At 67.6% G+C, this 25222-nt stretch carries 19 protein-coding genes; 12 read left to right on the top strand and 7 right to left on the bottom strand.

Annotation, left to right across the window (positions count from 1 at the left end):
- Positions 1–150: 150 nt before the first annotated feature.
- A complete protein-coding gene (locus QFZ60_RS14340; protein ID WP_307091263.1) occupies positions 151–711 on the top strand; it encodes a GtrA family protein in 561 nt (186 codons plus the stop codon).
- A gap of 12 nt (positions 712–723) precedes the next feature.
- On the opposite strand, the gene QFZ60_RS14335 is transcribed toward QFZ60_RS14340, so the two are convergent.
- Positions 724–1425, bottom strand: coding sequence for a TIGR03089 family protein (locus QFZ60_RS14335; protein ID WP_307091262.1), 702 nt, complete (start codon positions 1423–1425; stop codon positions 724–726).
- A gap of 389 nt (positions 1426–1814) precedes the next feature.
- On the opposite strand from QFZ60_RS14335, the gene QFZ60_RS14330 reads away from it, so the two are divergent.
- Genes QFZ60_RS14330 through QFZ60_RS14320 form a run of 3 tightly spaced genes read left to right on the top strand, consistent with a single transcriptional unit; the run spans position 1815 to position 7484 of the window.
- Complete coding sequence (locus QFZ60_RS14330) at positions 1815–2348, top strand: WhiB family transcriptional regulator (protein ID WP_307091260.1); 534 nt, start codon at positions 1815–1817, stop codon at positions 2346–2348.
- Between the two features lie 29 nt (positions 2349–2377).
- On the top strand, positions 2378–5743 hold the full coding sequence (locus QFZ60_RS14325; protein ID WP_373427685.1) for a glycosyltransferase: 3366 nt from the start codon (positions 2378–2380) through the stop codon (positions 5741–5743).
- Positions 5736–7484: a DUF5719 family protein gene (locus QFZ60_RS14320; RefSeq protein ID WP_307091258.1), complete on the top strand. Its 1749-nt coding sequence runs from the start codon at positions 5736–5738 to the stop codon at positions 7482–7484. The genes QFZ60_RS14325 and QFZ60_RS14320 overlap by 8 nt, the downstream gene beginning before the upstream one ends.
- 28 nt (positions 7485–7512) lie before the next feature.
- Here the strand turns inward: QFZ60_RS14320 and QFZ60_RS14315 are convergent, their stop codons facing one another.
- A complete protein-coding gene (locus tag QFZ60_RS14315; RefSeq protein WP_307091257.1) occupies positions 7513–8025 on the bottom strand; it encodes a metallopeptidase family protein in 513 nt (170 codons plus the stop codon).
- A gap of 117 nt (positions 8026–8142) precedes the next feature.
- On the opposite strand from QFZ60_RS14315, the gene QFZ60_RS14310 reads away from it, so the two are divergent.
- The 4 genes from QFZ60_RS14310 to QFZ60_RS14295 all read left to right on the top strand — a co-directional run bounded on the left by QFZ60_RS14310 (position 8143) and on the right by QFZ60_RS14295 (position 11681).
- The gene (locus QFZ60_RS14310; RefSeq protein WP_307091256.1) at positions 8143–8529 is read left to right on the top strand and encodes a DUF3499 domain-containing protein; all 387 of its coding nucleotides are present in this window, start codon (positions 8143–8145) and stop codon (positions 8527–8529) included.
- Positions 8530–8608: 79 nt separating this feature from the next.
- Complete coding sequence (locus tag QFZ60_RS14305; protein ID WP_307091254.1) at positions 8609–8836, top strand: Trm112 family protein; 228 nt, start codon at positions 8609–8611, stop codon at positions 8834–8836.
- Positions 8837–8911: 75 nt separating this feature from the next.
- Positions 8912–10378, top strand: a complete 1467-nt coding sequence (gene ahcY, locus QFZ60_RS14300) for an adenosylhomocysteinase (protein ID WP_307091253.1) — start codon at positions 8912–8914, stop codon at positions 10376–10378.
- Between the two features lie 64 nt (positions 10379–10442).
- Complete coding sequence (locus QFZ60_RS14295; protein ID WP_307091251.1) at positions 10443–11681, top strand: Ig-like domain-containing protein; 1239 nt, start codon at positions 10443–10445, stop codon at positions 11679–11681.
- 1 nt (position 11682) lies between these two features.
- Here the strand turns inward: QFZ60_RS14295 and QFZ60_RS14290 are convergent, their stop codons facing one another.
- Positions 11683–12483, bottom strand: coding sequence for an RDD family protein (locus QFZ60_RS14290; RefSeq protein ID WP_307091250.1), 801 nt, complete (start codon positions 12481–12483; stop codon positions 11683–11685).
- Positions 12484–12571: 88 nt separating this feature from the next.
- Here QFZ60_RS14290 and QFZ60_RS14285 point away from each other — a divergent pair, with 88 nt between their 5' ends.
- Both QFZ60_RS14285 and QFZ60_RS14280 read left to right on the top strand, forming a co-directional pair.
- Complete coding sequence (locus QFZ60_RS14285; protein ID WP_307091248.1) at positions 12572–13564, top strand: stage II sporulation protein M; 993 nt, start codon at positions 12572–12574, stop codon at positions 13562–13564.
- Positions 13565–13688: 124 nt separating this feature from the next.
- A complete protein-coding gene (locus QFZ60_RS14280) occupies positions 13689–14930 on the top strand; it encodes a TIGR01906 family membrane protein (protein ID WP_307091246.1) in 1242 nt (413 codons plus the stop codon).
- Here the strand turns inward: QFZ60_RS14280 and QFZ60_RS14275 are convergent.
- Both QFZ60_RS14275 and QFZ60_RS14270 read right to left on the bottom strand, forming a co-directional pair.
- Positions 14921–16750, bottom strand: coding sequence for a long-chain fatty acid--CoA ligase (locus QFZ60_RS14275; protein ID WP_307091245.1), 1830 nt, complete (start codon positions 16748–16750; stop codon positions 14921–14923). The two genes, QFZ60_RS14280 and QFZ60_RS14275, sit on opposite strands and share 10 nt — an antisense overlap.
- A gap of 67 nt (positions 16751–16817) precedes the next feature.
- The gene (locus tag QFZ60_RS14270) at positions 16818–18545 is read right to left on the bottom strand and encodes a dolichyl-phosphate-mannose--protein mannosyltransferase (RefSeq protein ID WP_307091244.1); all 1728 of its coding nucleotides are present in this window, start codon (positions 18543–18545) and stop codon (positions 16818–16820) included.
- Between the two features lie 45 nt (positions 18546–18590).
- On the opposite strand from QFZ60_RS14270, the gene rsmI reads away from it, so the two are divergent.
- Both rsmI and QFZ60_RS14260 read left to right on the top strand, forming a co-directional pair.
- On the top strand, positions 18591–19466 hold the full coding sequence (gene rsmI, locus QFZ60_RS14265; protein WP_307091243.1) for a 16S rRNA (cytidine(1402)-2'-O)-methyltransferase: 876 nt from the start codon (positions 18591–18593) through the stop codon (positions 19464–19466).
- A gap of 182 nt (positions 19467–19648) precedes the next feature.
- The gene (locus QFZ60_RS14260) at positions 19649–21148 is read left to right on the top strand and encodes an NAD-dependent succinate-semialdehyde dehydrogenase (protein ID WP_307091241.1); all 1500 of its coding nucleotides are present in this window, start codon (positions 19649–19651) and stop codon (positions 21146–21148) included.
- 60 nt (positions 21149–21208) lie between these two features.
- Here QFZ60_RS14260 and QFZ60_RS14255 read toward each other — a convergent pair whose 3' ends face one another.
- Both QFZ60_RS14255 and QFZ60_RS14250 read right to left on the bottom strand, forming a co-directional pair.
- Positions 21209–23737: a DUF3488 and transglutaminase-like domain-containing protein gene (locus QFZ60_RS14255; protein ID WP_307091238.1), complete on the bottom strand. Its 2529-nt coding sequence runs from the start codon at positions 23735–23737 to the stop codon at positions 21209–21211.
- On the bottom strand, positions 23734–25215 hold the full coding sequence (locus QFZ60_RS14250; RefSeq protein WP_307091236.1) for a DUF58 domain-containing protein: 1482 nt from the start codon (positions 25213–25215) through the stop codon (positions 23734–23736). The genes QFZ60_RS14255 and QFZ60_RS14250 overlap by 4 nt, the downstream gene beginning before the upstream one ends.
- Positions 25216–25222: the final 7 nt, after the last annotated feature.

The following is a 25222-nucleotide window of genomic DNA, read 5'->3' as shown; positions in this document are numbered from 1 at the left end:
GCCCTATCCCGCTTTTACGGCCCGGCAGGGGAGGAGATTTTACGTCGGTGGCACAACCGCCGGCCGCCGGACAGCGCTGGCTCAAAGCTTTGGGGGCTAAAATAGTCATTTGGCCGAGCGGCCCACAGTTCATCACGGCCATGGAGGGTCATGTTTAGCACACTTGCAGATCGTATCCGGGGGCTCGCCTCACTTTTCTGGCGCGAGGTGGCCAAATTCGGTGCGGTGGGCGGCGTGGCCTTCGTCATTGACAACGGGTTGACCTACTACCTGATGCACGGTCCCATGTCTGACAGCGAGGCGAAGGCCCGGTTCGTGGGGGCCACCGTAGCCACTGTCTTCTCCTGGGTGGCCAACCGTTTCTGGACTTTCCGCCACCGCCGCCAGGCCAACGTGCTCCGCGAGTTTGCCATGTTCGTCCTCATCAACGGCATTGGCATCGGTATCTCCACTGGCTTCACCGCCCTGGCCAAGTACGGGATGGGCATTGACGACAAGAACATGCTGTTCCTGGCGGGCGTGGCGGGCATCCTGGTTGCCACGGTGGTCCGCTTCTTCGCGTACCGCTTCCTGGTGTTCAACGAGGAACTGGACCAGGAGCCGGAGTTTTCCCACGACCACGAACTCATCGAAGCCCACCCGCACAGGGAGCACGCACGTGCCGCCGAGCGTCCGGCTCCCACTTCCGCCGACGGCGGCCCCAAGCCCTAGGGTGGGCCGCTGCTAGCTGCCGTGGATGCGTTCGTCCGCGAGCAGTTTGTCAGTAAGCGCCACGTCAGCGTGGGTCAGCACCACTGAGCCGTCATGCTGCCAGGCTCCCAGGGCGTTGGCCAACGCGGATTCCAGTCCATGGTCGGCAGGAACGTGCACCCTGGCACCTTCTGAATGATGCAGGGCGAAACCGCTTGCCAGGTCGCTGTGCAGGATGGTGCGCCCATCGTGCGTCCGGATCGCGCAGGCTGACGGATCCGGATCGGAGTGCGGCATGAACACATCCCCGTGGGACCGTACCTCGGCGGCGTAGTCGAGGCAGCCGGCGGGAAGCTCCCCGGTCCAGCGCATTGCGAGGGCGGGCAGCGCAACTGCGATGACGGCGTCGTGCTGATCACCGGCGCCGCTGGGATCGTCCGTGGCCAGGAAGTCTGCCGCCCCGTCGTCGAGCACGGTTTCCAGTCCCAGCTGCCAGCCCGCCAGCGCCCAGACCAGGGCTTTCCAGTGGGCCGGAAGCGCAAGCCGCAGCCGCATGCCCGGCTCCGCGTCCAGTTCGTCCTGCAACAGGTTGCTGGTTTTGGCCACCCAGTTGTCCAGGACCCGTCCCGATAGTTCCACCCGCTCTGAGTCCGGCCCGTACCAGGTCAGGCGTGGTGCGGTGGAGTTGCCGGAACGGAGGCGGCCCATCAGGTCGATGGCGGGGATAGTCGTCATGCGTTCATCCTGCCACTTCCAGGAGTGTCCGGTCATGGGTGCGGAGTGCACATCAGGCCGCCCCGGGCAGGAGTGACATTAATCACTACCGTTGCTAAGCGTACTTGCTATTTATGCGCGGACCGGGTATTTTCCCCGCCGTTCCAGAGAATTCGGTGCGTTTTTACTGCTGGGGGTCGCCCCGCCGGATCCGCCACGCCCGGGCGAATGGAAATCCCGGGCGTGGCGTACGCAAACTTACCGGCTTCGACTGTCTATTATCCCGGCAACGGCTTGACTCGCCCTAGTTACACACGTGTAATTAGGTAACTAAAGCAATTGCGCAAATACCGGCACACAACCGAGTGCCCACGTATCCAGGCAGTCGCTGAAACATCAGGAGGGTCGCCGTGGGGCAAGCAGAGCGTATCCAGGAAGATGCCGTCGTGGCCGGTCAGGCAACGGCAAAATACCGTGCGCGGGGGGTGCCGAGCGATTGGTATGTGGACCCCGCCGATCCTGATGCTGCAGAGCGGTACAACAGGAATTCGAGCAGTGTCCTTGAGGACCAGGCCACGGCCTTCCTTGCCGCGCACGAAGCCCTGCTTGACGGCGGTGCGGAGCCGGAAGACGAGCTTGATCCGCCAATGGAACTGGCTGCGCCCGGCACCACCCAGCCGGTTTGGATCGGACTGCCGCTCCAACAGGACTTCGACGACGAGGGCGAACTTGGCTGGCAGACGGACGCGCTGTGCGCCCAGACGGACCCGGAAGCCTTCTTCCCGGAAAAGGGCGGTTCCACCCGCGATGCCAAGAAGGTCTGTGGTGCCTGCAATGTCAGGTCACAGTGCCTGGAGTACGCGCTGGCCAATGACGAACGGTTCGGCATCTGGGGCGGCCTTTCCGAGCGTGAGCGCCGGCGGCTAAGGAAGCGAGCAATCTAATTCTTCAGAATGTCCATGTCACTGCCGTTGTGGTCGCCCACAACGGCAGTGCCTATCTGCCCAGAACCCTTTCGGCCCTGGCGGCCCAAACCAGACCGGTTGACCGCGCCATTGGCGTTGACACGGGATCGCGCGACGACTCGTACAGCCTCCTTCAGGGAGCCCTGGGTGAGGGTGCCGTTGTCAGCCACCCCCGTGGAAAGGGCGGCATGGGCGCCGCCGTCTCCGCCGGGCTGGGCGCACTGGCGCCCTTCCAGGCAACCGCTGACGGTGCCGGGACCGAGTGGATCTGGCTGCTGCACGATGACGCGGCGCCGGCGCCGGAGGCATTGGCTGAACTCCTGGGCGCCGTGGAGCGGGCGCCTTCGGTGACCGTCGCCGGCTGTAAACAGCTGGACTGGCATTCGCCGCGGAAACTGATGGATGTGGGCCTTTCCACCAGCCGGTGGGCCGAACGGCTTACCCTGATCGACGCCGATGAGATGGACCAGGGCCAGTACGATGGCCGCACCGATACCTTCGCCGTAAATTCCGCCGGCATGCTTGTCCGGCGCGACATCTGGGAACACCTGGGCGGCTTCGACCCCGCGCTGCCCGGCAGCGGCGACGACGTCGATTTTTGCTGGCGGAACCGGCTGGCAGGCCACCGTGTCGTGGTGGTCCCTGCAGCCCGCGTCTTCCATGTGGCGCACCGGCCGCATGCCCTTGGAAACCCGTCCGCGGCCCGGAAGGCACAGGTCCACCTGCGCCTGAAGCACAGCCCGCTCTGGATGGTGCCCGTCCACGGCATCGGTGCACTGTTGGGCAGCCTCTTCAAGCTGGTCCTGAGCATTGTGGTCAAGGATCCGGGCCACGGTATCTCCCAGCTGGTAGCCACCTTCGCTGCCCTGGGCCGTCCCGGGGCCGTGGCGAGAGCCCGGCGGGCAGCCAAACGGACCCGGCGCATCCGCCGGTCCGTGATCCGCAAGCTCCAAACACCCCGCCGCGAGGTGTGGAGCCACCGCAGGTCGTTGATGGAGGCGCTGGGATCCGACGGCTCAGGCGGCGACCATCTTGTTCAGGATCCGCTCGCGCACCAACCCACCGGCGATGCAGCGGACGATTTTGCCGCCCTCGCCACCACTAAACGCGGCTGGGTGGGTAACGGCGCCCTTGCAGCCGTCATCATCGCCGCCGTCGCCTCGCTGCTGGCCCTGGCAGGTCTGTTCCGCGCAGGGGCCGTAGTTGGCGGCGCCCTGATTCCCGTCTCCTCCCACCTTGGGGACATCTGGCATAACGCCTCCAGCTGGTGGGTCAGCCTCGGCGCGGGCCTTCCCGGCCACGGCGATCCCTTTGACTATGTGCTGTGGATCCTCGGTGTCTTCGGCGGTGGTGATGCCAACCCCGCCATGGCATGGCTGCTCCTGCTCGGGGCCCCGCTGTCCGGACTCACTGCGTGGTTCGCAGCGGGCGGGGTAACCGTACGCCGCCGGCTCAGGTTCGTGGCGGCGCTCTTTTGGGCCGCCGCGCCGGCGCTCCAGATAGCCCTGAACCAGGGCCGCGCCGGTGCCCTGGTCGCGCACATCATGCTTCCGCTGGTGGTCCTGGGCCTGCTCCGGGCCACGGGGTCTGCGGTAGGTCATGGCCGCTTCAACCCTGCCCCGGCACTCGAGGGCCGGCCGGCTGAACTGCCTCCGGCCAAGGCAGGCATCAACGGCGTGCCTTCCTGGACGGCCGCCGCAGCTGCCGGCCTGGCCCTGGCAGTCACTACGGCGTCAGCTCCCTCCCTGCTCGTCCCGGCGGCTGTTGTCATCGTGCTCTGCGGCCTCCTGCTGGGGCGGCGCGGGCGGACTGTGTGGTGGGCCCTGCTGCCCACTGCGGCCTTGTTTGTCCCCTTCGCGCTGTCCACCCTTGACCGGCCCAGGGCACTGCTGGCGGATCCCGGACTCCCGCAGGAGTTCGATGCCGCCCCGCTGTGGCAGCAGCTCCTGGGCCAGCCCCTGTCGTTCGACCCAGCCGCAGGCCTCCACGGACTGGCAGCCTTCACCGGCGGAACGGCGCCCTGGGCCCTGCTGCTGGCGCTCCTCATCGCCGGGCCGGTGCTGGTCCTTGCCCTGGTGGGCCTCCTCGGCCCGGGGCGCCGGGCCGGGACCGCCAGATGGTTCTGGATTGCAGCCGTTATCGTATTGGCCGGCGGATGGCTGGCCAGCCACGTCGCAACCGGCCTGAATGCAGGGGTCATGGTGTCGCCATTCACCGGGCCCGCTGTGTCCGCCGCGTCCTTCGCCCTCCTCGCAGCAGCCCTCCTCGGAGCCGAGCAGCTGCTGTCCGTAGCAGACCGGCCTTCCGGTGGCCCTGCAAAGACCAGGACCGCGGCCCGTGCCGGCATCGCCCTGGGCCTGGTGGTGCTGGTGGCAGGACCACTGGCCGGAATGGCAGCCTGGTCAACACAGAACCTGCTGCGTCCGGCCGTCGCCGCCGCACCTGCGATCTCAACGGCGGGAAGTGCTCCCGGTCCAGCCGCTTCCGGCAGCGGGGGCGCACTGGGCGCTCCGCGGCTGGTTGAGGCCGCCCCCGGGCGGTCCCTGCCTGCCACGGCCATTGACCGGGGCGAGGGTCCTGAGCAGACACGCACCCTCCTGCTCAGCACCGGCGATGACGGCACCTTCAACGCCTCCCTGATGCGCGGGAGCGGCACCACCCTGGACAGCCTCTCGGCCATCGCCTCCGCACGGAACATCATTGGCGCTCCGGGCGCGGAAGAGGTGCGTGAGGACGACGACGTCACCACTGCGGTCCGCCGCGTTGTGGCTACCCTTGTGGCCGGGCAGGGCGTGGATCCGCGTTCCGACCTCGAACAACTCGGTGTCGGCTTCGTGGTGCTCCGCTCCGCGGACACCGCAGCCCAGCTGACCGCCAGCCGGATGGATGCCGTTCCCGGCCTGGTGGCCGTGGGACAGACCGATGTTGGCTGGCTGTGGCGGATCAGCCCGCTCAACCAGCCCGTTCTGCAGGCTGCCGACGTTGCCCACCGTGTCCGCATTGTCGATCCCCGCGGTGCGGCCACCGCCCTGGTGGCCTCCGGGACCGAAGAGGTTAACGCTGCTGTCCCCGCAGGCGCGGAGGGCCGGTTGGTGGTACTCGCCGAGCGTGCTGATCCCGGGTGGACTGCGTGGCTGGACGGGCGGAAGCTGACCTCCACCACCTCCGGCTGGTCCCAGGCGTTCACCCTTCCGGCAGCCGGCGGCCAGCTGACCGTCCGTTATGAAAACCCCTGGTCGTTCTGGACGGCCGCCGCGCAGATCACGGTGATAGGACTGACGGTGATCCTTGCCATTCCCATGCCGGCCCGGCGGCCGCGGACCGGCCTCTCCCGTGACGAGGGCTCCCTGCGTAAGGAACACCAAAATGCATGACCACACCGCGCCGGCAGCAGCGACGCCACCGGCTGACGCCGAAACGCCGGCTGCAAGCAAACCGCCGCTTGCAGGAGACAAGACGGCTGCAGCCGCAAAACCGGCCCCGGAAGGAACTGCGGCCGGTACAGGCAGGAAGGCACCAGGGCGCGGCGCCACCAGGCTGCCCGGCGGCAAGGGCCGCGCAGCATCCGTAGCCGGGGTAGCGGCAGGACTCCTTATCCTCGCCGGGGGAGGGGCCGTGGTGGCCGCCGGGTCACTGGTGCCGCATCCTGAAAGCAGCCGCATTGTGCCGGCCGCGGAAGCCGCGGTCCCCGCAGGTGCCAGCGTCGGCGTCTGCCCAGGTCCTGCCCGCCTGCTGGAAGGCACCGACGCGGGCACGGACGCCCAGTTCCGGCCCGAGTCCGCCACCGCGGCAACCAGGGTCAGCGCCGCGGTGCTCAGCGCGGGCGGTGTGCTTCCTGGGAGCCGGCTGGCACGCCTCGACGGAACAGCCGCCGTCGAAATCGCCAAGGACCCGGGTCCGGCGCCCACTGCCGGCGCCCCCCAGGAACTCCTTGCCGGAGTAGTTGCCGACCGGGCGGTGGACCAGGTCAATGTCCTCAGGGCAGATGCCCTGGCAAACCAGAATGCCTCGGCTGCAGGGGCCATGAAGTACACCGCCAGCGACGGTGATCTGCAGGGCAGTGCCGCTGCGACGTGCGGGCAACCCTCGAACGATCAATGGCTGGCAGGTGCCGCCACCACTGTTGGCCGCACCTCCGTGCTCGCCCTGACCAACGCCTCCAGCACACCTGCCACCGTGAGCCTGGAGCTTTTCGGGGCAGGCGGGCAGATCCAGGCTCCGGGCAGCCGCGGCCTGCTGGTTGCGCCCGGCACCACCCGCAGCGTCGTCCTCGCCGGCCTGGCGCCCAGCGAGTCCCAGCTCACCGTGCACGTGCGGAGCGCGGGTGGTCCGGTTGCCGCGTCCATCCAGCAAAGCGTCCTGCGCGGCCTCACTCCCGGCGGCGTGGATTTCATTAGCCCGGGGACTGCGCCTGCAGTCCGCCAGGTGATGACGGGCGTGGACATCCAGGACCCTTCCGGGGTCGCCGCGCTGACGGGGCAGCCGGGGTACGGGGACGCGGGGCCCGCCCTTGAGCTGACCGTTCCCGGTGCCTCCGATGCTGTGGTGGAGATCAAGCTGTACGGGCGGGACGGGCAGCACGCACTTCCCTCCGGCGGCGTCATCACCGCGAAAGCGGGGTCGACCACGGAAGTATCCCTGGCGGGGGTTCCTGCCGGCCAATACACCGTGGCGGCCTCGTCCGACGTGTCCTTCGTCGCGGCGGCACGGATGAGCCGCGGGCTTCAAGCGGGGCAGCCCTCGGATGTCGCGTGGGCGCCATCCGCTGTCCGGCTGGGAAGCCAGCACGTGGTTCCCGTCCCCAAGGGCGGCCTTCGCCAGTTGGTGTTCGGCGCCCTTGATGCCCGGGCCACCATCACCTACGCACCCATTACGGCTGATGGAAAGGTGCGGGCAGCCGCTGCTGCGGACATCGCCGGGGGGACAACCGCCTCCATCAGTGTTCCGGAGCAGGCCGACGGGGCCGACGTCGTGGGCTATGTAGTGTCCGCGTCCGGTGACGCCGCCTATGGAGCGGTTCTGGTGGGGCAGGAGGGCCGCAACGACGTTTCCTCCCTGGCCTTCCTGGCTGCCGCCGCCGGCCGGGAGACAGTCCCGGTGGCATTGGGTTACTAGGGGTTGCCAGGCTTCCCGGCTGCCGGCGTCAGTAGCGGCGGCGGTATACGGGATCCAATGTCTCCGGCGCCACGCCGAGCATCTCCGCGGTGTGTTCCACCACCACGTCGTGAACCAGGTCCTGGAGCTCTTCCACGCCGGAGCAGGCCTGCTCCACCACCCGCCGGTACACCGTAATCATGGGTCCGTCCTCGCCGGAAGCGGGTGTGTAGGAGCCCATGGGAGGCGTGGACGCATTGGCGGCCAGCTGTTCAAGGTCCGGCGGGATCTCGTCCACGCCAAAGCGCACGCCGTCGAGGGTTTTGCCCCAAATGTCGTGCAGCCGCTGGGCCGAATCCAGCACCATGTCGTCAAACCGGTCTGCGCGGGTCCGGTACCCGGGATGGGTGGGCAGCATTATCTCGCCCCGAAGTCCACGCCCGTGGCGGTTCCGGCGCCGCCTGAAGAAGCTCCTGCCCGCGGTCTCCACACCCGTTGCCACGCGGGCATCCGGGTCAGCCAACCGGACCGAAAAACCTGATTCATGGTTCGATGACTGCATACATCGACTGTAAACCCGGTGGCGGATTTACGCGATACATCCCTGTGGGTGCGGAGGCGCGTCGGCCAGTGCGGCAATGCCGGGCTTTTGCGCGGTGAAGGGGTAGTCTGTGATGTCGTGGGAGCTATCCGTCAGTGTTCAAGGTCAGCCTGCCGCCAGTCGGCGGTAGCCACCCTGACGTACGTGTATGCAGACTCCACTGCGGTCCTTGGTCCATTGGCCACCTACGCCGAACCGCACTGCTACGACCTCTGCGAGCAGCATGCCGACTCCTTGACGGTTCCCCGCGGCTGGGAAGTACTGCGCCTGGCCATGCCATCAACCCCCCAGCAGCCGGGGCCCGATGACCTGCTGGCGCTGGCCAACGCCGTGCGCGATGCAGCTGCACTCCCGCCGGAAGCCCAGCCACCGGCCCAGCGGGGCCACCATTCCGCCCTTGAAGCTCCTGCAGGCGCTGAAGGCGTACGCCGGGGACACCTGCGGGTCCTTCGGGAACCTTCCTGACCTGCATCTGGCGGTAGGCTGGAAGCTGCACATCTTTTCCGCTACCGGCGCGAGCGCGCCCGCCAGGGAGCATGAACAAATGCCAAAGATCAGTCCCGAGCTGTTGTCCGTCCTGCGTTGCCCCGTGACCGGTTCGCCGCTGGTCCAGGAGGGGGAAGAGCTGGTGGCCACTGCCGCCGGTGATACGGGGACCAGGAACCGGTACGCCATCGAGGACGGGATCCCGCTGCTGCTGCCTCCGGAACTGCTTGCCGCAGCAGCCTCGGCAGGGTCAGACCAGCACGATCCGGCTGCTGCAGGGCACTAGTTCACCTGCATCCGCCCGCACAGAAAAAGCAGAACGGGGACTGGACCAGGACCCGGACCAAGCAAAGGACCACCCATGACTTTTGACTACAAAGTTGCCGACATCTCCCTGGCGGAAGCCGGCCGGCACCAGATCCGCCTGGCCGAGCACGAGATGCCCGGCCTGATGTCACTCCGCGAGGAGTTTGGCCCCACCCAGCCCCTCAAGGGTGCCCGGATCGCTGGTTCCCTGCACATGACGGTGCAGACGGCGGTGCTCATCGAAACCCTTACCGCGCTGGGCGCCGAGGTCCGCTGGGCCTCCTGCAACATCTTCTCCACCCAGGATGAGGCCGCCGCGGCCGTGGTGGTGGGCAAGGGCACGGTTGAGGATCCGCAGGGCGTGCCGGTGTTCGCCTGGAAGGGCGAGACCCTCGAGGAGTACTGGTGGACCGCCGAACAGATCCTTACCTGGCCAGGCGCCGAGTCCAACCCTGAGCTGGGTCCCAACATGATCCTGGACGACGGCGGCGACGCCACCATGCTGGTCCACAAGGGTGTCGAGTTCGAGGCTGTTGGCAACGTGCCCTCCGCCGATCCCGAGGATTCAGAGGAATATGGGATCTTCCTCGAGGTGCTGCGCCGTTCCCTTGCGGCGGACCCGCAGAAGTGGACCCGGACGGCGGCCACGATCAGGGGCGTCAGCGAGGAGACCACCACCGGTGTCCACCGGCTGTACCAGCTGGCGGACCAGGGCAAGCTGCTCTTCCCCGCAATCAACGTCAACGACTCCGTGACCAAGAGCAAGTTCGACAACAAGTACGGCATCCGCCACTCCCTTCCCGACGGCATCAACCGCGCCACGGATGTGCTCATGGGCGGAAAAGTCGCAGTGGTCTGCGGTTATGGCGACGTCGGCAAGGGCGCGGCGGAAGCGCTCCGCGGCCAGGGTTCACGCGTCATCGTGACCGAGATCGACCCCATCTGCGCGCTGCAGGCGGCCATGGACGGCTACCAGGTGGCCAAGCTGGAATCGGTCCTGGCCCAGGGTGACATCTTCATCACCACCACCGGCAACAAGGACGTCATCATGGCCGAGCACATGGCCGGCATGAAGAACAAGGCGATCGTGGGCAACATCGGCCACTTCGACAACGAAATCGACATCGCCGGCCTGGCCCGTATCCCCGGCGTCAAGAAGGTCGAAATCAAGCCGCAGGTCCACGAATGGGTCTTTGACGAAGGCACCGGCCAGGAGCGCTCCATCATCGTCCTGTCCGAGGGCCGCCTGCTCAACCTGGGCAACGCCACCGGCCACCCGTCCTTTGTCATGAGCAACTCGTTCGCAAACCAGACCATTGCGCAGATCGAACTGTGGACCAAGCGGGACCAGCACGAGTACGGGAACAAGGTCTATGTGCTGCCCAAGGTCCTGGACGAAAAGGTGGCCCGGCTGCACCTGGACGCCCTGGGCGTTGAACTCACGGAACTGACCAAGGACCAGGCGGAGTACCTGGACATCGACGTCGCCGGTCCGTACAAGCCCGAGCATTATCGTTACTGAGCCGTAAGGGCCCGGGCGCCGTCGAGCGCCCGGGCCGTTATTTTCTGCACGTAGGATCGAAAACATGGAGCCTGATGTAAAGCCCCGTCGCCGGGGGACTGCCAAGAAAGTCCTTGCCGTGGCTGCCGTCTGTGTCCTGGCTGCCGTGGGCGGGGTCTTCGCCGCCGTTGCCCCGGGCCTTGCCGGAGGACCGCTGGAATCGGAAGCAGGCTCTGCGCTGCGGACGTCCCCGGGCATTGCTTCCCCGGTTGTGCCGCCGGTGACTTTTGACGCGGTGCCGGCCAACGGCGCCAAGCAGGTAAACCCCGCGGCCCCGGTGTCCCTGAAAGTGGGCAACGGGACAATCCAGCGCGTCACACTTGCCAGTACTGCGGGCAAGACCATTGACGGCAGCATCGACGCCGGCGGGACGGCGTGGTCCGCCACCGGGCCCCTGGAATTCAACACCGAATACAGCTACACCTACGTGGTCAAGGATGGCGCAGGACGCGAGACCAGCACCACGCAGTCCTTCAACACCGTGACAAGCTCACACGAGGCAGACGCCGCCATCTACCCGCTGAACGGCATGAAGGTGGGCGTGGGACAGCCCCTGCAGATCATCTTCAGCGAACCCGTGACCAACCGTGCCGCCGTGGAAAAGGCCATCAAAATCACCACGACGGCGGGACAGGCCGGCGCCTTCCACTGGTACAGCGACACCATGGTCAGGTACCGCCCGGAGAACTTCTGGGCCGCGAACTCAACGGTCACCATGGCCATGGAGCTCTTCGGCGTTGACCTGGGCAACGGCCAGATCGCAAACTTCAACAAAAAGGTGAATGTCTCGATCGGTGACAAGAAAGTGGCCATCGCCGATGCCACCGCACACACCTTCACACTCAGCGTCAATGACCAGCCCGTCAAGACCCTGCCCGTGAGCATGGGGGACAAGCGGTTCCCGTCAGCAAAGGGGTACGCGGTGCTGATGGAGAAGAACCGTTACGACCATTTCAGGGCCGCAAGCATCGGCCTGAAGCCTGACGATCCTGCCTACTACGGCGAGGCCGACGTCGAATACACCATCCGCCTGACCCTGAGCGGGGCCTACATCCACCAGGCCCTCGAGTCGGCCTACCCATTCATTGGGAACGCCAACGTGTCCCACGGCTGCATCGGGTTCCTTCCCGACGGGGCGGCGTGGGTGTTCGACAACATGGGAACCGGCGACGTTGTCCAGATCATCAACACCGAGGGTGACTACGCCGCGAACACGGACGGGTTCGGCGACTGGAACATCCCTTGGAGCGAGTACGACAACTAAGTCAGCTGGTGAACGGCAGCCGCTGCAGCCGTTGCCCCGTTTCAGTGTTCCGCCGGCGTAACAGCGACAGCCGGGTGAACTCCCTGTTCCGCCGTTCGGCGACGACGGCGGCCAGGTAGTCATCGGCGCCCGTGCCCGGGGGCGGGGGCGGGGCCACGTGGGCGGAAAGCTCGGCGGCGATGGCTTCCGCCATCCCTGCCCTGGACAGGGGTGCCATCCTGCCCGCCTGGCGGATGAACTGGGCGGCCCTGCGGGCAGTGGCGTCCGGGATACGTCCAATGTCCGCCGTTGCAGCCCACGACTGCAGGTGGGGCGGAACAAAAACCCGGATGGCCTGGTCTGCAGGAATGCGGCTGCGGACGGCGTAGGTGCCGGCCAGAAGGTCGCCGAGTCGCCTGGACTTGTCGTTGAAGAGCGCCACGGCGAGGGCAAGCCCGCCGAACGTCAGGTAGATCTCAAGAAACCCGGTGAGCCCGCGGATCAGCGCATGGCGGAACCTGATGGCGCCGCCGTCTTCGCGAACCACCCGCAGGCCTGCAGCCAGCTTGCCCAGTGACCGTCCCCGGCTCAGGGTTTCGACGCCCACCGGCACCACCACAAGGCAGAACACGACGGCGGCCAGGCCAAGAGCCCGGGCGGCTGCCTCATCAAGGTCTGCGCCGGCAGCGGACAGCCCAATCATGATCAGCACGAGCAGGACCACGTGGGCGACGACGTCGATGGCAAGGCCCAGGGCCCGTGCGGCGAAGCTCGCCGGACGGAGCTCGAGGACCACGGCCTCGCCGGTAATTATCGGGCTCACACTGCGTCCCTGCCCTTCGCGGCTGGTGGTTCGGACGATCACATGGTGCAGACGGTCAAAGTCTAATGCCGGGCGCTAGGCTGTAGCCGTGGACATGGATGCCTTCGCCGCCGTTAATGCGGACAAGTGGGCGCGCCTGCAGGAGCTGGCCGGCAAAGGCCGGCTCACGGGTGCCGAAGCGGATGAATTGCTGGCGCTGTACCAGTCCACGTCCGGCCACCTGTCGCTGGTCCGTTCCGTGGCTCCGGAAAGCGGACTCTCCGCCTCGCTCTCGGCCACGCTGGCCCAGGCACGGACCCGCTTTACCGGCGCCCGCTCAAACGCCATGGCTGACCTGGCACGGTTCTTCGTTGTGGCCCTGCCTGCCGCGCTGTACCGGCTGACCTGGCTGACCCTGGCATGCGGGACCGCTTTCGTGCTCATCGCTGGCGCCTACGCCGCCTGGATAGGGTCGTCCCCCGAAGCGCTTCGGGCTGTGATTTCCGAGACGGCTGCCGCCCAGTACGTGGACGAGGACTTCATTAATTACTACTCCGAGAACCCGGCCGCGTCCTTTGCCGGTGCCGTATGGACCAACAATGCGTGGATCAGTGCGCAGGCGGTGGCTCTGGGGATCACCGGGGTCTGGGTACCGATGATACTGTTCAGCAACGCCCAGGGAGTGGGCATCGCGGCCGGCATTTTCGCGTCCGCCGGCAAATCCGACGTCTTCTACAGCTACATCCTGCCGCACGGGCTGATGGAGCTCACCGCCGTCTTCGTTGCCTCCGCCGCAGGCCTTCGGATCTTCTGGGCAATGGTTTCGCCGGGGCCGCGGACCCGGGGCAGGGCCGTGGCGGAGGAAGGCAGGTCGCTGATCACGGTGGCCCTGGGGCTGGTGGTGGTGCTGTTTGTCTCGGGCCTCGTGGAAGGATTCGTCACTCCAAGTCCGCTGCCGGCCTGGGCCAGGATCAGTATCGGGGCTGCTGTTCTCACCTCGTACTGGCTGTATGTCCTGGTGTTGGGCAGGCGGGCTTTCCTGGCCGGGGAGCGCGGCGACCTCCGCCGCGAAGATGCCGGCTACACGGAAATCGCTGCCTGAATCGTTGTAATCCCGCCGGGGTGGTTCCTCGCCCAGCAGAACTTCCGGACGGTAGGCTCGTCTGCAGAATGAATCGCACCGGCTGACTGGGACCGGTGCGGAACCCAACGGAAGTGACGCTGCTGTGAATGACGAGACACCGGCCCGCGCCAAAAGCGCCGCGCCGCAGCCGGAACCTTTCCTGGACACGTCCGGGGATTCCGACGAGCCCGCGTTTTCCTGGCTGACGCCCGCCGCCGGGGACAAACCTGCCGGGAACAAGCCCTCCGGGGAGAAGCCTGCCGCGGACAAATCTGCTCCCGGTGGGTCTGCCCTTGAGGAGCCGGGCCGGGAAAAAGCCGCCCGGAACCAGGCAGCGGGGGAGACCAAAACAGCCCAGCCCGAAAGCCGGGCAGACCGCAAGGCAGCGGAAGCCGCCGTCGGGTCCTCCGCTGCCGGAGCATCGGCCGCGGCAGCCGCAGCCCCCCGCACGTCTGCTGGGGCGACGTCCACCACCGGCTCCTCCTCGGACGGGCCCGGCGGCAGTGCCGGTTCGCCGGTATTCAAGGAACCCCTTCCCACCTCAGCCCTCCACGTCCGTCCCCCCGAGGAGGAAGTGGAGCGCCGCAATGCCCAGCGTGAAAGCGCCGCCAATGCCAAGCCGGTGGCGCCGCGTGTCATGCAGGTCCTGCTGGCCATCTTCTACCCGCTGATCCTGCTGATCCTGGCTGTCCGGGCCGTGACCAGCCCACTTTTCCTCTGGGTGGAGTACAACCGGCCAGGCTTCCCCGGTGACGGGTACGGCTTCAGCACTGACGACAGGATGACGTACGGCTCCTATGCCGTGGATTACCTCAGCAACTGGGCGGGCCCCCGCTACCTGGGCGACCTGGTGCACCGCGGCGGCGAAAAGCTGTTCAAGGACGGCGAAGTCAGCCATATGGCGGACGTCAAGACGGTCATCCTGTCCACCTTTGGCGCCGGTGCACTGCTGCTCCTCCTTGCGCTGATCGCCATCCTGTACCTGCGCAGGCGCAGCACCGGCGGGATCCGGCGCGGCCTCTTTGGCGGCTCCATCATCACGCTGGCCCTGATCCTGGGCCTCGGTACGCTGGCGGCCCTGGGCTGGCAGCAGTTCTTCACGGAGTTCCACCGGATTTTCTTCGCCGATGGATCCTGGACCTTCAGCCTGGACGATACGCTGATCCGGCTGTTCCCCAGCCAGTTCTGGATTGACGCCGGCATCGTCATTGCCGGCCTGGTGCTCGTGGCATCCGTCGTGACGCTGGTGCTCACCTGGCCAACGCGCCGCCGCCGCGGTTTGGCGCCGAAGCCGGCACAGGCGGATCAGGAACAGGCAGACCAGGTAAAGGCTGATCAGCCGTAGATGCCGGCGATCTCCGCCTGGAATTCCTTAACGACGGCGGACCGCTTCAGTTTCAGGGACGGTGTCAGGTGCCCGGACTCCACGGTGAATTCGGCGTCCAGCAGCCTGAACGTGCGCACCGACTCCGCCTTGGACACCATCTGGTTCGCCAAGTCCACTGCCTCCTGCAGGGCAGCCAGGATGCCTGGGTCACCCGCTGCCTCGCTGAGGGGGAGCGGAGGCAGGCCGCGCTCCGACCGCCAGTTGGCAACCCCTTCCGGGTCCAGGGTCAGCAGGGCTGACACGAACGGCCTGCCGTCGCCCACCACCACGGCATGCCCCACGAGTTGGTGGCTGCGGATCTTCTCCTCCAACGGCCCCGGTGCCACGTTCTTGCCGCCCGCCGTGACCAGGAGGTCCTTCTTGCGTCCCGTAATGGTGAGGAAGCCGTCCTTGTCGAGTTCGCCCAGGTCTCCGGTGCGGAGGAATCCGTCCACGAACGCCTCGGCGTCCGCCTCCGGATTGGCGTGGTAGCCCCGGAAAACGCCGATTCCCTTGACCAGGATCTCACCGTCCCCGGCCACGCGGATGGTGGTGCCCGGAATCGGGATGCCCACTGTTCCCACCTTGGTGCGGGAGGGCGTGTTGGCAGTGCAGGGTGCCGTGGTCTCGGTCAGCCCGTACCCTTCCAGGACGGGAATGCCCACGCCACGGAAGAAATGGGCATCCTCGGAAGCCAGGGGGCTGGCGCCGGACACGGTATATCCCACCTCGCCACCCATCGCCTGGCGCAACCGGGGGTAGACCAGCCGGTCATACACGCCGTGCCTGATCCGGCTGAGCAGGCCAGGGCCGGGGCTTTCGCCGCGGCTGTGGCGGTCCTGTTCGCGTGAATACCCGATGGCGGCGGCTGTTGCGGCCTCGAAGAGCCTGCCCTTGCCCGCTACAGCGGCTTTATGCGCGGCAGTTGCCCGGACTTTTTCAAAGATGCGCGGCACTACCAGCAGGAAGGTGGGCCGGAACGTTCCGAGGTCGTCCAGGAGCTGGGCGGCACCCGGGGTATGGCCCAGGGTTGCCCCGGCGGTAAGGCATACCACCTGGACGGCGCGGGCCAGCACGTGGGCCAGTGGCAGGAACATCAGGGTGCGGGCCTGGTCCTTCTGCAGGATTTCGGGCAGGAACGCAACGATGTTCTTGGCCACCAGGGCAAAGTTCCCGTGCGTGATCTCGCAGCCTTTGGGCTTGCCCGTGGTGCCGGAGGTGTACACCAATGAGGCGAGGTCGGCCAACCCCGCATGGCTGCGCTGCCGTTCCAGTTCAGCGTCACTGACTCCGGTGCCCGCAGCGGCGAGGCTGGCAAGGTCCGGAGCCTCGCCGTCGTAATCCATCCGCACCACGTTGACCAAGCGGTCGCTGAGCTCGGCGGAACCGGCCACCACGCCGCTTACCAGCTGCACTGTGGCGCGGTCACCGGCGAAGACACGGCGGACGCCTGCATCCTTGATGATCCACTCCACCTGGCTGGCGGAGGATGTCTCATAGATCGGCACCGTGACGCCGCCCGCGAACCAGATGGCGAAGTCCACCAGCGTCCATTCGAACGAGGTGCGGGACATGACGGCTACGGTGTCGCCGGGCTCAAGGCCTCCGGCGATGAGCCCCTTGGCCAGGGCACTGACGTCCTGGAGGAATCTCTGCGCTGTGACGTCCACCCAGCCGTTGGGACCCTTCCGCCGGTACAGCGCGTGGGCCGGATTGGCGGCGTGCTGCTCCAGCAGCAGGTCAGTCACGTTGCTGTTGGCGTCAAGCTCAACCAGCAGTTCCGTGCTCGCTTCTCTCACAGCCGGTCTCCGTTTCCGCTGCCATGCCGCGGCAGCGGCTCCTTCAGGTCTCTGTTGCCATCCTGCCCTAGATCCAGGACGGCATCCACATCCGGACCTTCCAGTCGACGTAGGGGATGACTTCCGCAGCCCAGACCGGGTAGAAGAACGCCGACAGCAGGACTGCCGCTGCAAGGAACAGGACCACCAGGTACATCCCGGAGCGCCGGCGCCAGGGCGGGTCCGTGGCCCGGCCCAGGACCAGCCCCAGGCAGTACACCAGCGCCAGGACCAGGAACGGTTCGAAGGACACTGCGTAGAAGTAGAACATGGTCCGCTCCGGGTACATGAACCACGGCAGGTAGCCCGCGCCGACGCCGGCCAGCACAGCCCCGGCCCGCCAGTCCCGGCGTCCCAGCCACCAGAAGAGCAGGACCACCAGGGAGATGGCTGCGGCCCACCAAATCAGCGGGTTCCCGACAGACAGGATGGCGGAGGTGCACTTTTCCACGGCACAGCCCGGGGTGCCCTGGGGCGGGGATTCATAAAAGAACGACGTCGGCCGCCCCATCACCAGCCAGCTCCACGCACTTGCCTGGTAGGGGTGCTCGGAGCTCAGTCCCTGATGGAACTTGTACGCTTCGAGGTGGTAGTGGACAAGCGACCGGACGGAGTCGGGCAGCCAGCCCCATTCCGTTGAGGGGTTGGTCTCAGCCCAGTGGCGGAAGTAGGCGTTGTCCGACAGGAACCAGCCAGTCCAGGTGGTGGAGTAGACGATCGCTGCCACCGGCACCATGGCGGTGAAGGCGGGAATGCCGTCCCGGATCACGCCGCCGCTGATCCAGCCGCGGATGCCCGCCACGCGCCGGGCGCTGAGATCCCACAGCACGGTGAGGAGGCCGAATCCGGCCAGGAAGAACAGGCCGGACCACTTGGTGCCCACCGCGAGGCCCAGGCAGACCCCGGCAGCCACCCGCCACCAGCGCACCCCCAGCCATGGCCCGGACAGCAGCGCCCCGGCCGGGGGCTGTCCGCCGTTGGCGGCGGCGGCCCGGGCGAGCCGGGCGGCCAGACGCCGCCGCCCGTCGTCGCGGTCCATCAGCAGGGCGCCGAAGGCGGCGAGGATCCAGAACGTAAGGAAGATGTCCAGCAGGGACGTCCTGGACATCACCAGATGGTGGCCGTCGACGGCGAGGAGCAGCCCCGCGGCGCCGGAGAGCGGAAGGGAGCGGAACAGTTTCAGGGCGATCAGGGAGACCAGCAGCACCGTGAGGGTGCCGGTGAGGGCTGCGGCGAAGCGCCAGCCATAAGGGTTCTCCGGCCCGAACAGCCACATGCCGGCTGCAATCATCCACTTGCCCACGGGCGGGTGGACCACATACTCGGGTGTGTTCAACAGGACGTCAGGGTTGCCGGCGTTGAAGGAATCATTTGCCTTGTCCGGCCAGCTGCGTTCGTAGCCGCTGATGAGGTACGAGTAGGCGTCTTTGACGTAGTACGTTTCGTCGAACACCAGTTTGTGCGGCACCTCGAGGCGGACGAAGCGGAGAAGGCCGCCGGCCACTGCCGTCAGGACCGGGACCAGGACGAACCAGAGCCGGAGCGTCGGTGGATAGTCCCGCCAGGACGTGCCGCCCGCCATCAGCCTTGCCCTCAGGGCCTCGACCGTGTAGGCCTCGTCCGGCCGGCTGATCCAGGGGCGGGCAACCTTCCCTGCAGGCGTCGTCCCGGTTGCTCCTGCTCCGGCAGGGGATTCCGCCGGGCCGGGGTTCCCGGGCCCCGTGGGCCGCGTCGAGGTCTGCGTCACGAGCCCCATGCTACCTTTTGCGGCTGGAAGACCCGGCGGCAGTAGGCTTGGGAGGTGGACCCCAACCCCAGCCCCCTTTCCGAGTCCGGCCCTGCGACCGCGGGACGGATCGTCCTTGCTGCCACTCCCATTGGAAACACCGGAGATGCCTCCGCCCGGCTGGTGGAGCTGCTGGGTACCGCGGACATTGTGGCCGCCGAGGACACGCGGCGCCTGCACCGCCTGGTCCAAAGCCTTGGCGTTGCCGTCGCGGGACGCGTCCTCAGCTACCACGAGCACAACGAGGCCACCAGGACTTCTGAACTCCTGGACCAGGTGCGTGCCGGCAGCACCCTCCTCATGGTCACCGACGCCGGGATGCCGGCGGTCTCTGATCCCGGTTTCCGGCTGGTGGAGGGTGCCATCGCGGCCGGACTTCCCGTCACCGCAGTCCCCGGGCCCTCCGCAGTCCTCACGGCGCTGGCATTGTCCGGCCTGCCCACGGACCGGTTCTGCTTCGAGGGGTTCCTTCCCCGCAAGGCCGGCGAACGGGCTTCCCGCCTGGCGGACCTTGCCGGGGAGCGGCGGACCATGGTGTTCTTCGAGGCACCGCACCGGCTGGAAGCCATGCTGCGCGCGCTGCGCGAGAGGTTCGGGCCGGACCGCCGCATTGCGGTATGCCGGGAACTGACCAAAACCTACGAAGAAGTCATCCGCGGCACTGTTGGCGAATTGCTCCAGTGGGCTGAGGATACCGAGGTCCGCGGCGAGATCGCCGTGGTGCTCGGCGGGGCACCGGAACAGGCGGCCGGCACGCCGGAGGACCACGTGGCCGCGGTCAACGAACTGGTGGCCCAGGGCATCCGGTTGAAGGAGGCCGTGGCCGCCGTCGCCGAGGATGTCCGGGTCAGCAAACGGGAGCTCTACTCCGCTGTCCTCGCCGCCCGGTAGCCAGCACCCAATCCAGCTTCCGCCTCCTGTGCAGGTGCACAGGGAAGCCGCGATTCCGCAGTGCGCAACGGCGTAGACCGGGGGAGTGGCCCGCAGTAGTCTGGCTGTTAATCAGCCCCATGATCCCGGTCACTCCGGCCGCGGCGACGGGCTGCCACAACCCTACTGACGAGGGAGTCATCGTGACTGTCACTGCACAGCCGGCCGTTACCGCCGAGCGCGAAACCCGGCTTTTGGCCTCCGTTCCCACCGGACTGCTCATCAATGGTGAGTGGCGCGACGCCGCATCAGGCAAGACGTTCGACGTCGAGGACCCCGCCACCGGGAAGGTGCTGCTGAGCATTGCCGACGCCGGTCCCGAGGATGGTGCGGCAGCCCTGGATGCCGCCGCAGCCGCCCAGGAATCCTGGGCAAAGGTGCCGCCCCGTGAACGCGGCGAAATCCTTCGCCGGGCCTTCAACCTGGTGACCGAACGCGCAGACGACTTCGCCCTCCTGATGACCCTGGAAATGGGCAAGCCCCTGGCCGAAGCCCGCGGTGAAGTGACGTACGGCGCTGAGTTCCTGCGCTGGTTCTCCGAAGAAGCCGTCCGCGCTTTCGGACGCTACTCGGTCTCGCCCGACGGCAAGTCCCGCCTCCTGGTCACCAAGAAGCCCGTAGGCCCCTGCCTGCTGATCACCCCCTGGAACTTCCCACTGGCCATGGCCACCCGCAAGATCGCACCGGCCGTCGCCGCCGGCTGCACCATGGTGCTGAAGTCGGCCAACCTGACGCCCCTGACGTCCCAGCTGTTCGCTGCCGTCATGATGGAGGCAGGCCTGCCCGCCGGTGTCCTGAACGTCATCCCCACCTCCACCGCAGGAGCCACCACAGGGCCGTTGATCAAGGACTCCCGCCTGCGCAAGCTGTCCTTCACCGGCTCCACCGAAGTGGGACGCCGCCTGCTGGCAGATGCGTCCGAAACCGTGCTGCGGACCTCGATGGAACTGGGCGGCAATGCCCCGTTCCTGGTCTTCGAGGACGCAGACCTGGACGCTGCCGTCAGCGGCGCCATGCTGGCGAAGCTCCGGAACATGGGCGAAGCCTGCACCGCGGCCAACCGCTTCATCGTCCACGAGTCCGTTGCCGCTGAATTCGCGGAGAAGTTCGCCGCGAAGATGAAGGAGATGACCACCGCCCGCGGCACCGAGCCCGAGTCCAAGGTGGGCCCGCTGATCGACGCCAAGAGCCGGGACAAGGTCCACGAGCTGGTGTCCGACGCCGTTGCCTCCGGTGCCAAAGCCGTCCTGGGCGGCGGGCCGGTGGAGGGTCCTGGCTACTTCTACCAGCCCACCATCCTTTCCGGCGTCACCGAAGGCACCCGGATCCTGTCCGAGGAGATCTTCGGCCCCGTGGCCCCGATCATCACCTTCAGCAGCGAGGACGACGCTGTGCGGCTGGCCAACAACACCGAATACGGGCTGGTGGCCTACGTCTTCACCAAGGACCTGAACCGCGGCATCCGGATGGGCGAAAAGCTCGAAACCGGCATGCTGGGCCTGAACGCCGGCGTCATCTCCAACGCCGCCGCACCCTTCGGCGGCGTGAAGCAGTCGGGCCTGGGCCGTGAAGGCGGACTGGAAGGCATCGAGGAATACCTCTACACGCAGTACATCGGCATCGCCGACCCCTACGCCGGCTAGACCCGGCGGGTACCCAACCCTCATGTGCCGGCCGGGGCTTCCCCGGCCGGCACTGCCCGTTTAACCCCGCCCGGGCCTGCCGCCGTCGTCGGCCGCTTCTGCCCTGGAACGCCCCCCTGCGGTCGGTTGCACCGGCTTCACGGGCCGGAAGCCCGCCGCAGCGTGCACCGCTTTGCGAATGGCCTTACCAGTTGCGCTGAATGGCATCCGGATCAGCAGGCCCAGCCTGCGGGTGACCGACGGCGGAAGCCACGCCGCTGCCAAGCGCCTGGGAAGGGTGGCGTTCGCCCGGAGGGAAGTTTCCACGGCAGCCATACCGGCAGCAACGTCCTCTGCAGGGGTGCCGGTGCCGGTGCCCGGGACGGCGCCGCCCGGGCGGCCGTACCGGTACTGTTCAAACGCCGAGGTTAAGAACGACATTGCCTGGTGCGCGTCCTGGTCCATGCCGCCAGGCTCGCCCAGCAGTTCAGCACGGAACCGGGCTGAGTAGGCCCTGGGCGTCTCGCTGTCCGCGGCGGGCAGGCCGTAATCGGTGCCAAGATCCTCGATCTCGTTCCATGCCAGCGGGACTGCCAGGTCCGGGTCCTTTGGACGCAGCCGCCGCGACCTGGTGCCCACGCGCACAAGGTGCGGAGCAGCCGCAAGGAGAACCAGTCCCATCACGGCGGCCGCACCAAGGAGCCAGGGCATCAGCTGCGTGCCGTCGCCCGTGCTGCTGCCGCCGGTACCGGGGACGGCTTGCGCGGTGGCGCTGGGGGATGCCGCGGGAACCGGTGCCGTGTCCGGAATGAGGCCGTCATTGTTTCCCAGGGAATCCGGAACGGAAGGTGCAGAGGCTTCGGTGGCGTAGTCCGGCACCACCCCGCGCGACGGCGTTGGTTCGAACGGCACCCAGCCCAGGCCCTGGAAGTAGAGTTCCGGCCAGGCATGGGCGTCGCGCGCATCCGCCTCATATTCAGGGAGGGCGCCCTGGCCGGAGACGGTCACGGTGGCCCCGGTCAGCCTGCCGGGGGCATAACCCACGGCGATCCTGCTGGGGATGCCTTCCAGCCTGGCCATCACCGCCATCGCCGAGGCGTAGTGGATGCAGTAGCCGCTTTTTTGCTGCAGGAAGTCGGCCAGGACGGAAAGGCCGTTGCCGTCGTAGCCGCCCTGCACCGGAGACTGCAGCGAGTACGTGAACTCGGACGAGCGCAGGTACTTCTGGATGGCCATGGCCTTTTGGTAAGGCGTCCCCGCAGCTCCAGTCACCGTCCGCGCAGTGTTCTTGACGATGTCAGGGACGTTGCCGGGAATCCTGGTGAAGATGTCCGGAATACCCCGTACCGGAGCTGACGACTGGGCCAGGAGCACAGCGGAAAGCTTGGGTACTGCCGAGGTCACCAGGTACTCCTGGCGCCGCGTTGTGGTGTCGGTGCCCTTGATGCTCAGCGTGGCGGGATCCCACGTCCATTGGCCGCCGAGCCCGCGGATGGTTTCGGGTGCGTAGGGGACCGGCAGGTAGGGGCTGGTGAAGGCGCCGGCGTCGATGGCTGTCACCAGCCGCACCTGCTCGTCGGCCAGGACCGCGTACCCGGGGTCGATCCGGCCGTCAAGGGGCACCCTGGACGCGGTTCGGTCGTCCGGTCCCCACGAATCGCCGTCGAAATTGTCCACTGTGACTGAGCGCAGGTAGAGGGGGTTGGGCGAATTGGTGGCGTAGGTGATCCTGCCGCTTCCGTCCGGCGTGCGGAGACTGCTTCCGAGGGTGATCATCGGGTTCAGGCCGGTGGAGGCGCCCCACGGGTTGAGCCGTGAGCCCTGCGGGAAGGTGCCGCGGTCGAACCCGGGAATGGCCAGGGGCAGCAGCAGGGTGGCCACCAGGGCCACGGCACCCGTCAGCACCGCCCTGCGCAGCAGCCCGGGGCTCCTGGCCGAGGCACCCTGCAACCGGCCGTCAGGGGCAAACCACTGGCTGCAGGCAAGGATCAACAGGTATCCCGCCACGGTGGCAAGGAAACTCCACACCCCCACACTCTGCGGTTTGATCATGGCCGGAACCACCAGCAGGGCAAGCAAACCGGTGCCGGAGGCGGCAGGCATCCCCAGCGGCACCGCGAGTGCGTCGACCAGGATGACCGCCAGGCCAAGCACGGCGCAGGCCACCATGACGATGCCGGCGTTGGGCGCCACGGGGGCTGTCTCTGCCAGGACTGTCTCGCTGGCCCGCCGGATCAGCCGGTCCAGCTCCGGGAGGGTGGCGCCGGTGGGGACCACCCAAAGGAAACTGGAGCTGCGGAAGAACGTCAAGGTCAGGACGGCGCCCAGTGCCACGAACCCGCTTGCGGTGACCAGCAGGGGCTGGGCGCGGACGGAACGCAGGACGGCCAGGGTGAAGGCCACCACCAGCACCGTGGTCATCGCCGGCCAATACCAGTTCCAGCCGCGCAGGACTCCGTTCAGGGACAGTGCGGCCCCGCAAACAGCCACCGTAATCGATGCCGCCATGGCCCGCGGGTAGGTGCCGGCACGGACACGGCCTGGGGACGTCTCCGGACGTGGCTGTGCCTCGTGCCCGGCACCAGTTGGCCGGGCAGGTGCCATGGTCATGTGGCCACCCCCGCTCCGCGTCGGACCTCCGATGCCGGAGCCACCGGCAGCGCCGCGTCCTGGTCCAACTGGCCCCAGGCCGTGCCCAGCCGGGTCGTCGGCGCCACGGCCTGCGCCCGCCAGCCGCCCTGCCGCAGCACCTCCAGGACCTCCTGGAAATCCGAAGGGCGTTCCACCGCCAGGATGGCGAAGGAGTTGGTGCCGTACGCCGCGGCCGGCGCCAGCGCCGTGGCCTCCTCGGGAGTAACGCGTCCCAGCACGGCGATCAAGGGGCCCCGCATCCGGTGGGCGGATAACTTGTCCATAAGTTGGTCATCAAAGGCCGGCGGCCCCTGCTCCACCCCTGCCGGCGTCCGCACCCCCGGCACGCCCCTGCGCTCCGCGTACCTGGCCGGGGCCTCCCGATGGATGACCTCCCGAAGCAGCCCGTCCCGCCGGGGGTGGGCCGGCCCGGACAGGTGGATTGCGGCCAGGCTTTCGGCTATTGACTGCAGCCCGGATGCCCCGCTGAATTCCTCCATGGCCGGTTCCGGGGCCGATGGCGAGTGCAGGAACGCCGGTTCCCCGCCGGTATCCAGCAGCCGAAGGCTGTAGTTGCGCTCCGCCAGGTGTGCGCTGACGGATATGGCGGCAACAACAGACCACTCGAAGGTGTCGCTGGTGGCCGGTGCATGCCCCTCCGGGGCCGGCAGGCCCGGCATTGAGGTGCCGGGGCCGCCGCCAAAGGCCCCGGCCCGGTGGTCCAGGATGATGGTGGCCTCAGGCGTGGTGACGGACTCCTCCTGCCGGACCATCAGGGATCCGTGCCTCGCCGTAGCGGGCCAGTGGACCCTGCGCATCGGGTCCCCGTGGCGGTACTCACGGGTCATGATGTCGTCATCGCTCGGGTTTGCCCGGACGCGGGTGGCGGTAACGCCGTCGCTGCCGCGCGCTCCGGCCAGCCCGGTGGCGGGCAGGACGACGGCGGCAGGCGTCACGGTGAGGACGTCGCCGTCGTCAATGGCCTGGCGGTGCAGGGAGAGGCCGAAGGGGTCGGTGAACTCGGCCGTCACGGGCCCGATCCTGAACTGCCCCCGGTGCCTGGACGTGAGGTGGTACTCGTAGCGGCTTGTGCCGCCGGTGGCGGATCGGGACGGGAACCAGAAGGAAGGCGCCTGGCCGAAGTGCGCCGGCAGGCGCTCCTCCATGGCCACGCGTCCGCTGCCCGGGCCCGTCCTGGCCACCGCAAGGTGCACCGTTGCCGGGGCTGAGGTTTCCACGGGGGAGGGGTTGAATTCGCGGTAGACGCGGAAGCGCGGTTTGACCAGCCGGATGCCGGCAAGGGAGACCAGCGGCAGGACCAGCAGCAGCAGGGCCAGCGTCAGGAGGTCGCGTCGCCCCATGACCTGGGCCGCTGCCAGGGTGAACGCCCCGGCAGCGAGCATGCCCCAGCCGCGCCTGGTGAACAGGTGCCGCGGAAGCTTGTCCAGCAGGGCCATGGTCCGC

The sequence above is a fragment of the Arthrobacter sp. B2I5 genome (assembly GCF_030816735.1).
Lineage (GTDB): Bacteria > Actinomycetota > Actinomycetes > Actinomycetales > Micrococcaceae > Arthrobacter.
The sequence above is the reverse complement of the archived record's forward strand: the minus strand, read 5'-3'. Positions and strand labels throughout refer to the sequence as shown.

Coding starts and splice junctions, on each gene's coding strand:
- QFZ60_RS14340 (WP_307091263.1), top strand. CDS start 151: ATGTTTAGCACACTTGCAGATCGTATCCGGGGGCTCGCCTCACTTTTC.
- QFZ60_RS14335 (WP_307091262.1), bottom strand. CDS start 1,425: ATGACGACTATCCCCGCCATCGACCTGATGGGCCGCCTCCGTTCCGGC.
- QFZ60_RS14320 (WP_307091258.1), top strand. CDS start 5,736: ATGCATGACCACACCGCGCCGGCAGCAGCGACGCCACCGGCTGACGCC.
- QFZ60_RS14315 (WP_307091257.1), bottom strand. CDS start 8,025: ATGCAGTCATCGAACCATGAATCAGGTTTTTCGGTCCGGTTGGCTGAC.
- QFZ60_RS14305 (WP_307091254.1), top strand. CDS start 8,609: ATGCCAAAGATCAGTCCCGAGCTGTTGTCCGTCCTGCGTTGCCCCGTG.
- ahcY (WP_307091253.1), top strand. CDS start 8,912: ATGACTTTTGACTACAAAGTTGCCGACATCTCCCTGGCGGAAGCCGGC.
- QFZ60_RS14295 (WP_307091251.1), top strand. CDS start 10,443: ATGGAGCCTGATGTAAAGCCCCGTCGCCGGGGGACTGCCAAGAAAGTC.
- QFZ60_RS14270 (WP_307091244.1), bottom strand. CDS start 18,545: ATGGGGCTCGTGACGCAGACCTCGACGCGGCCCACGGGGCCCGGGAAC.
- QFZ60_RS14255 (WP_307091238.1), bottom strand. CDS start 23,737: ATGACCATGGCACCTGCCCGGCCAACTGGTGCCGGGCACGAGGCACAG.
- QFZ60_RS14250 (WP_307091236.1), bottom strand. CDS start 25,215: ATGGCCCTGCTGGACAAGCTTCCGCGGCACCTGTTCACCAGGCGCGGC.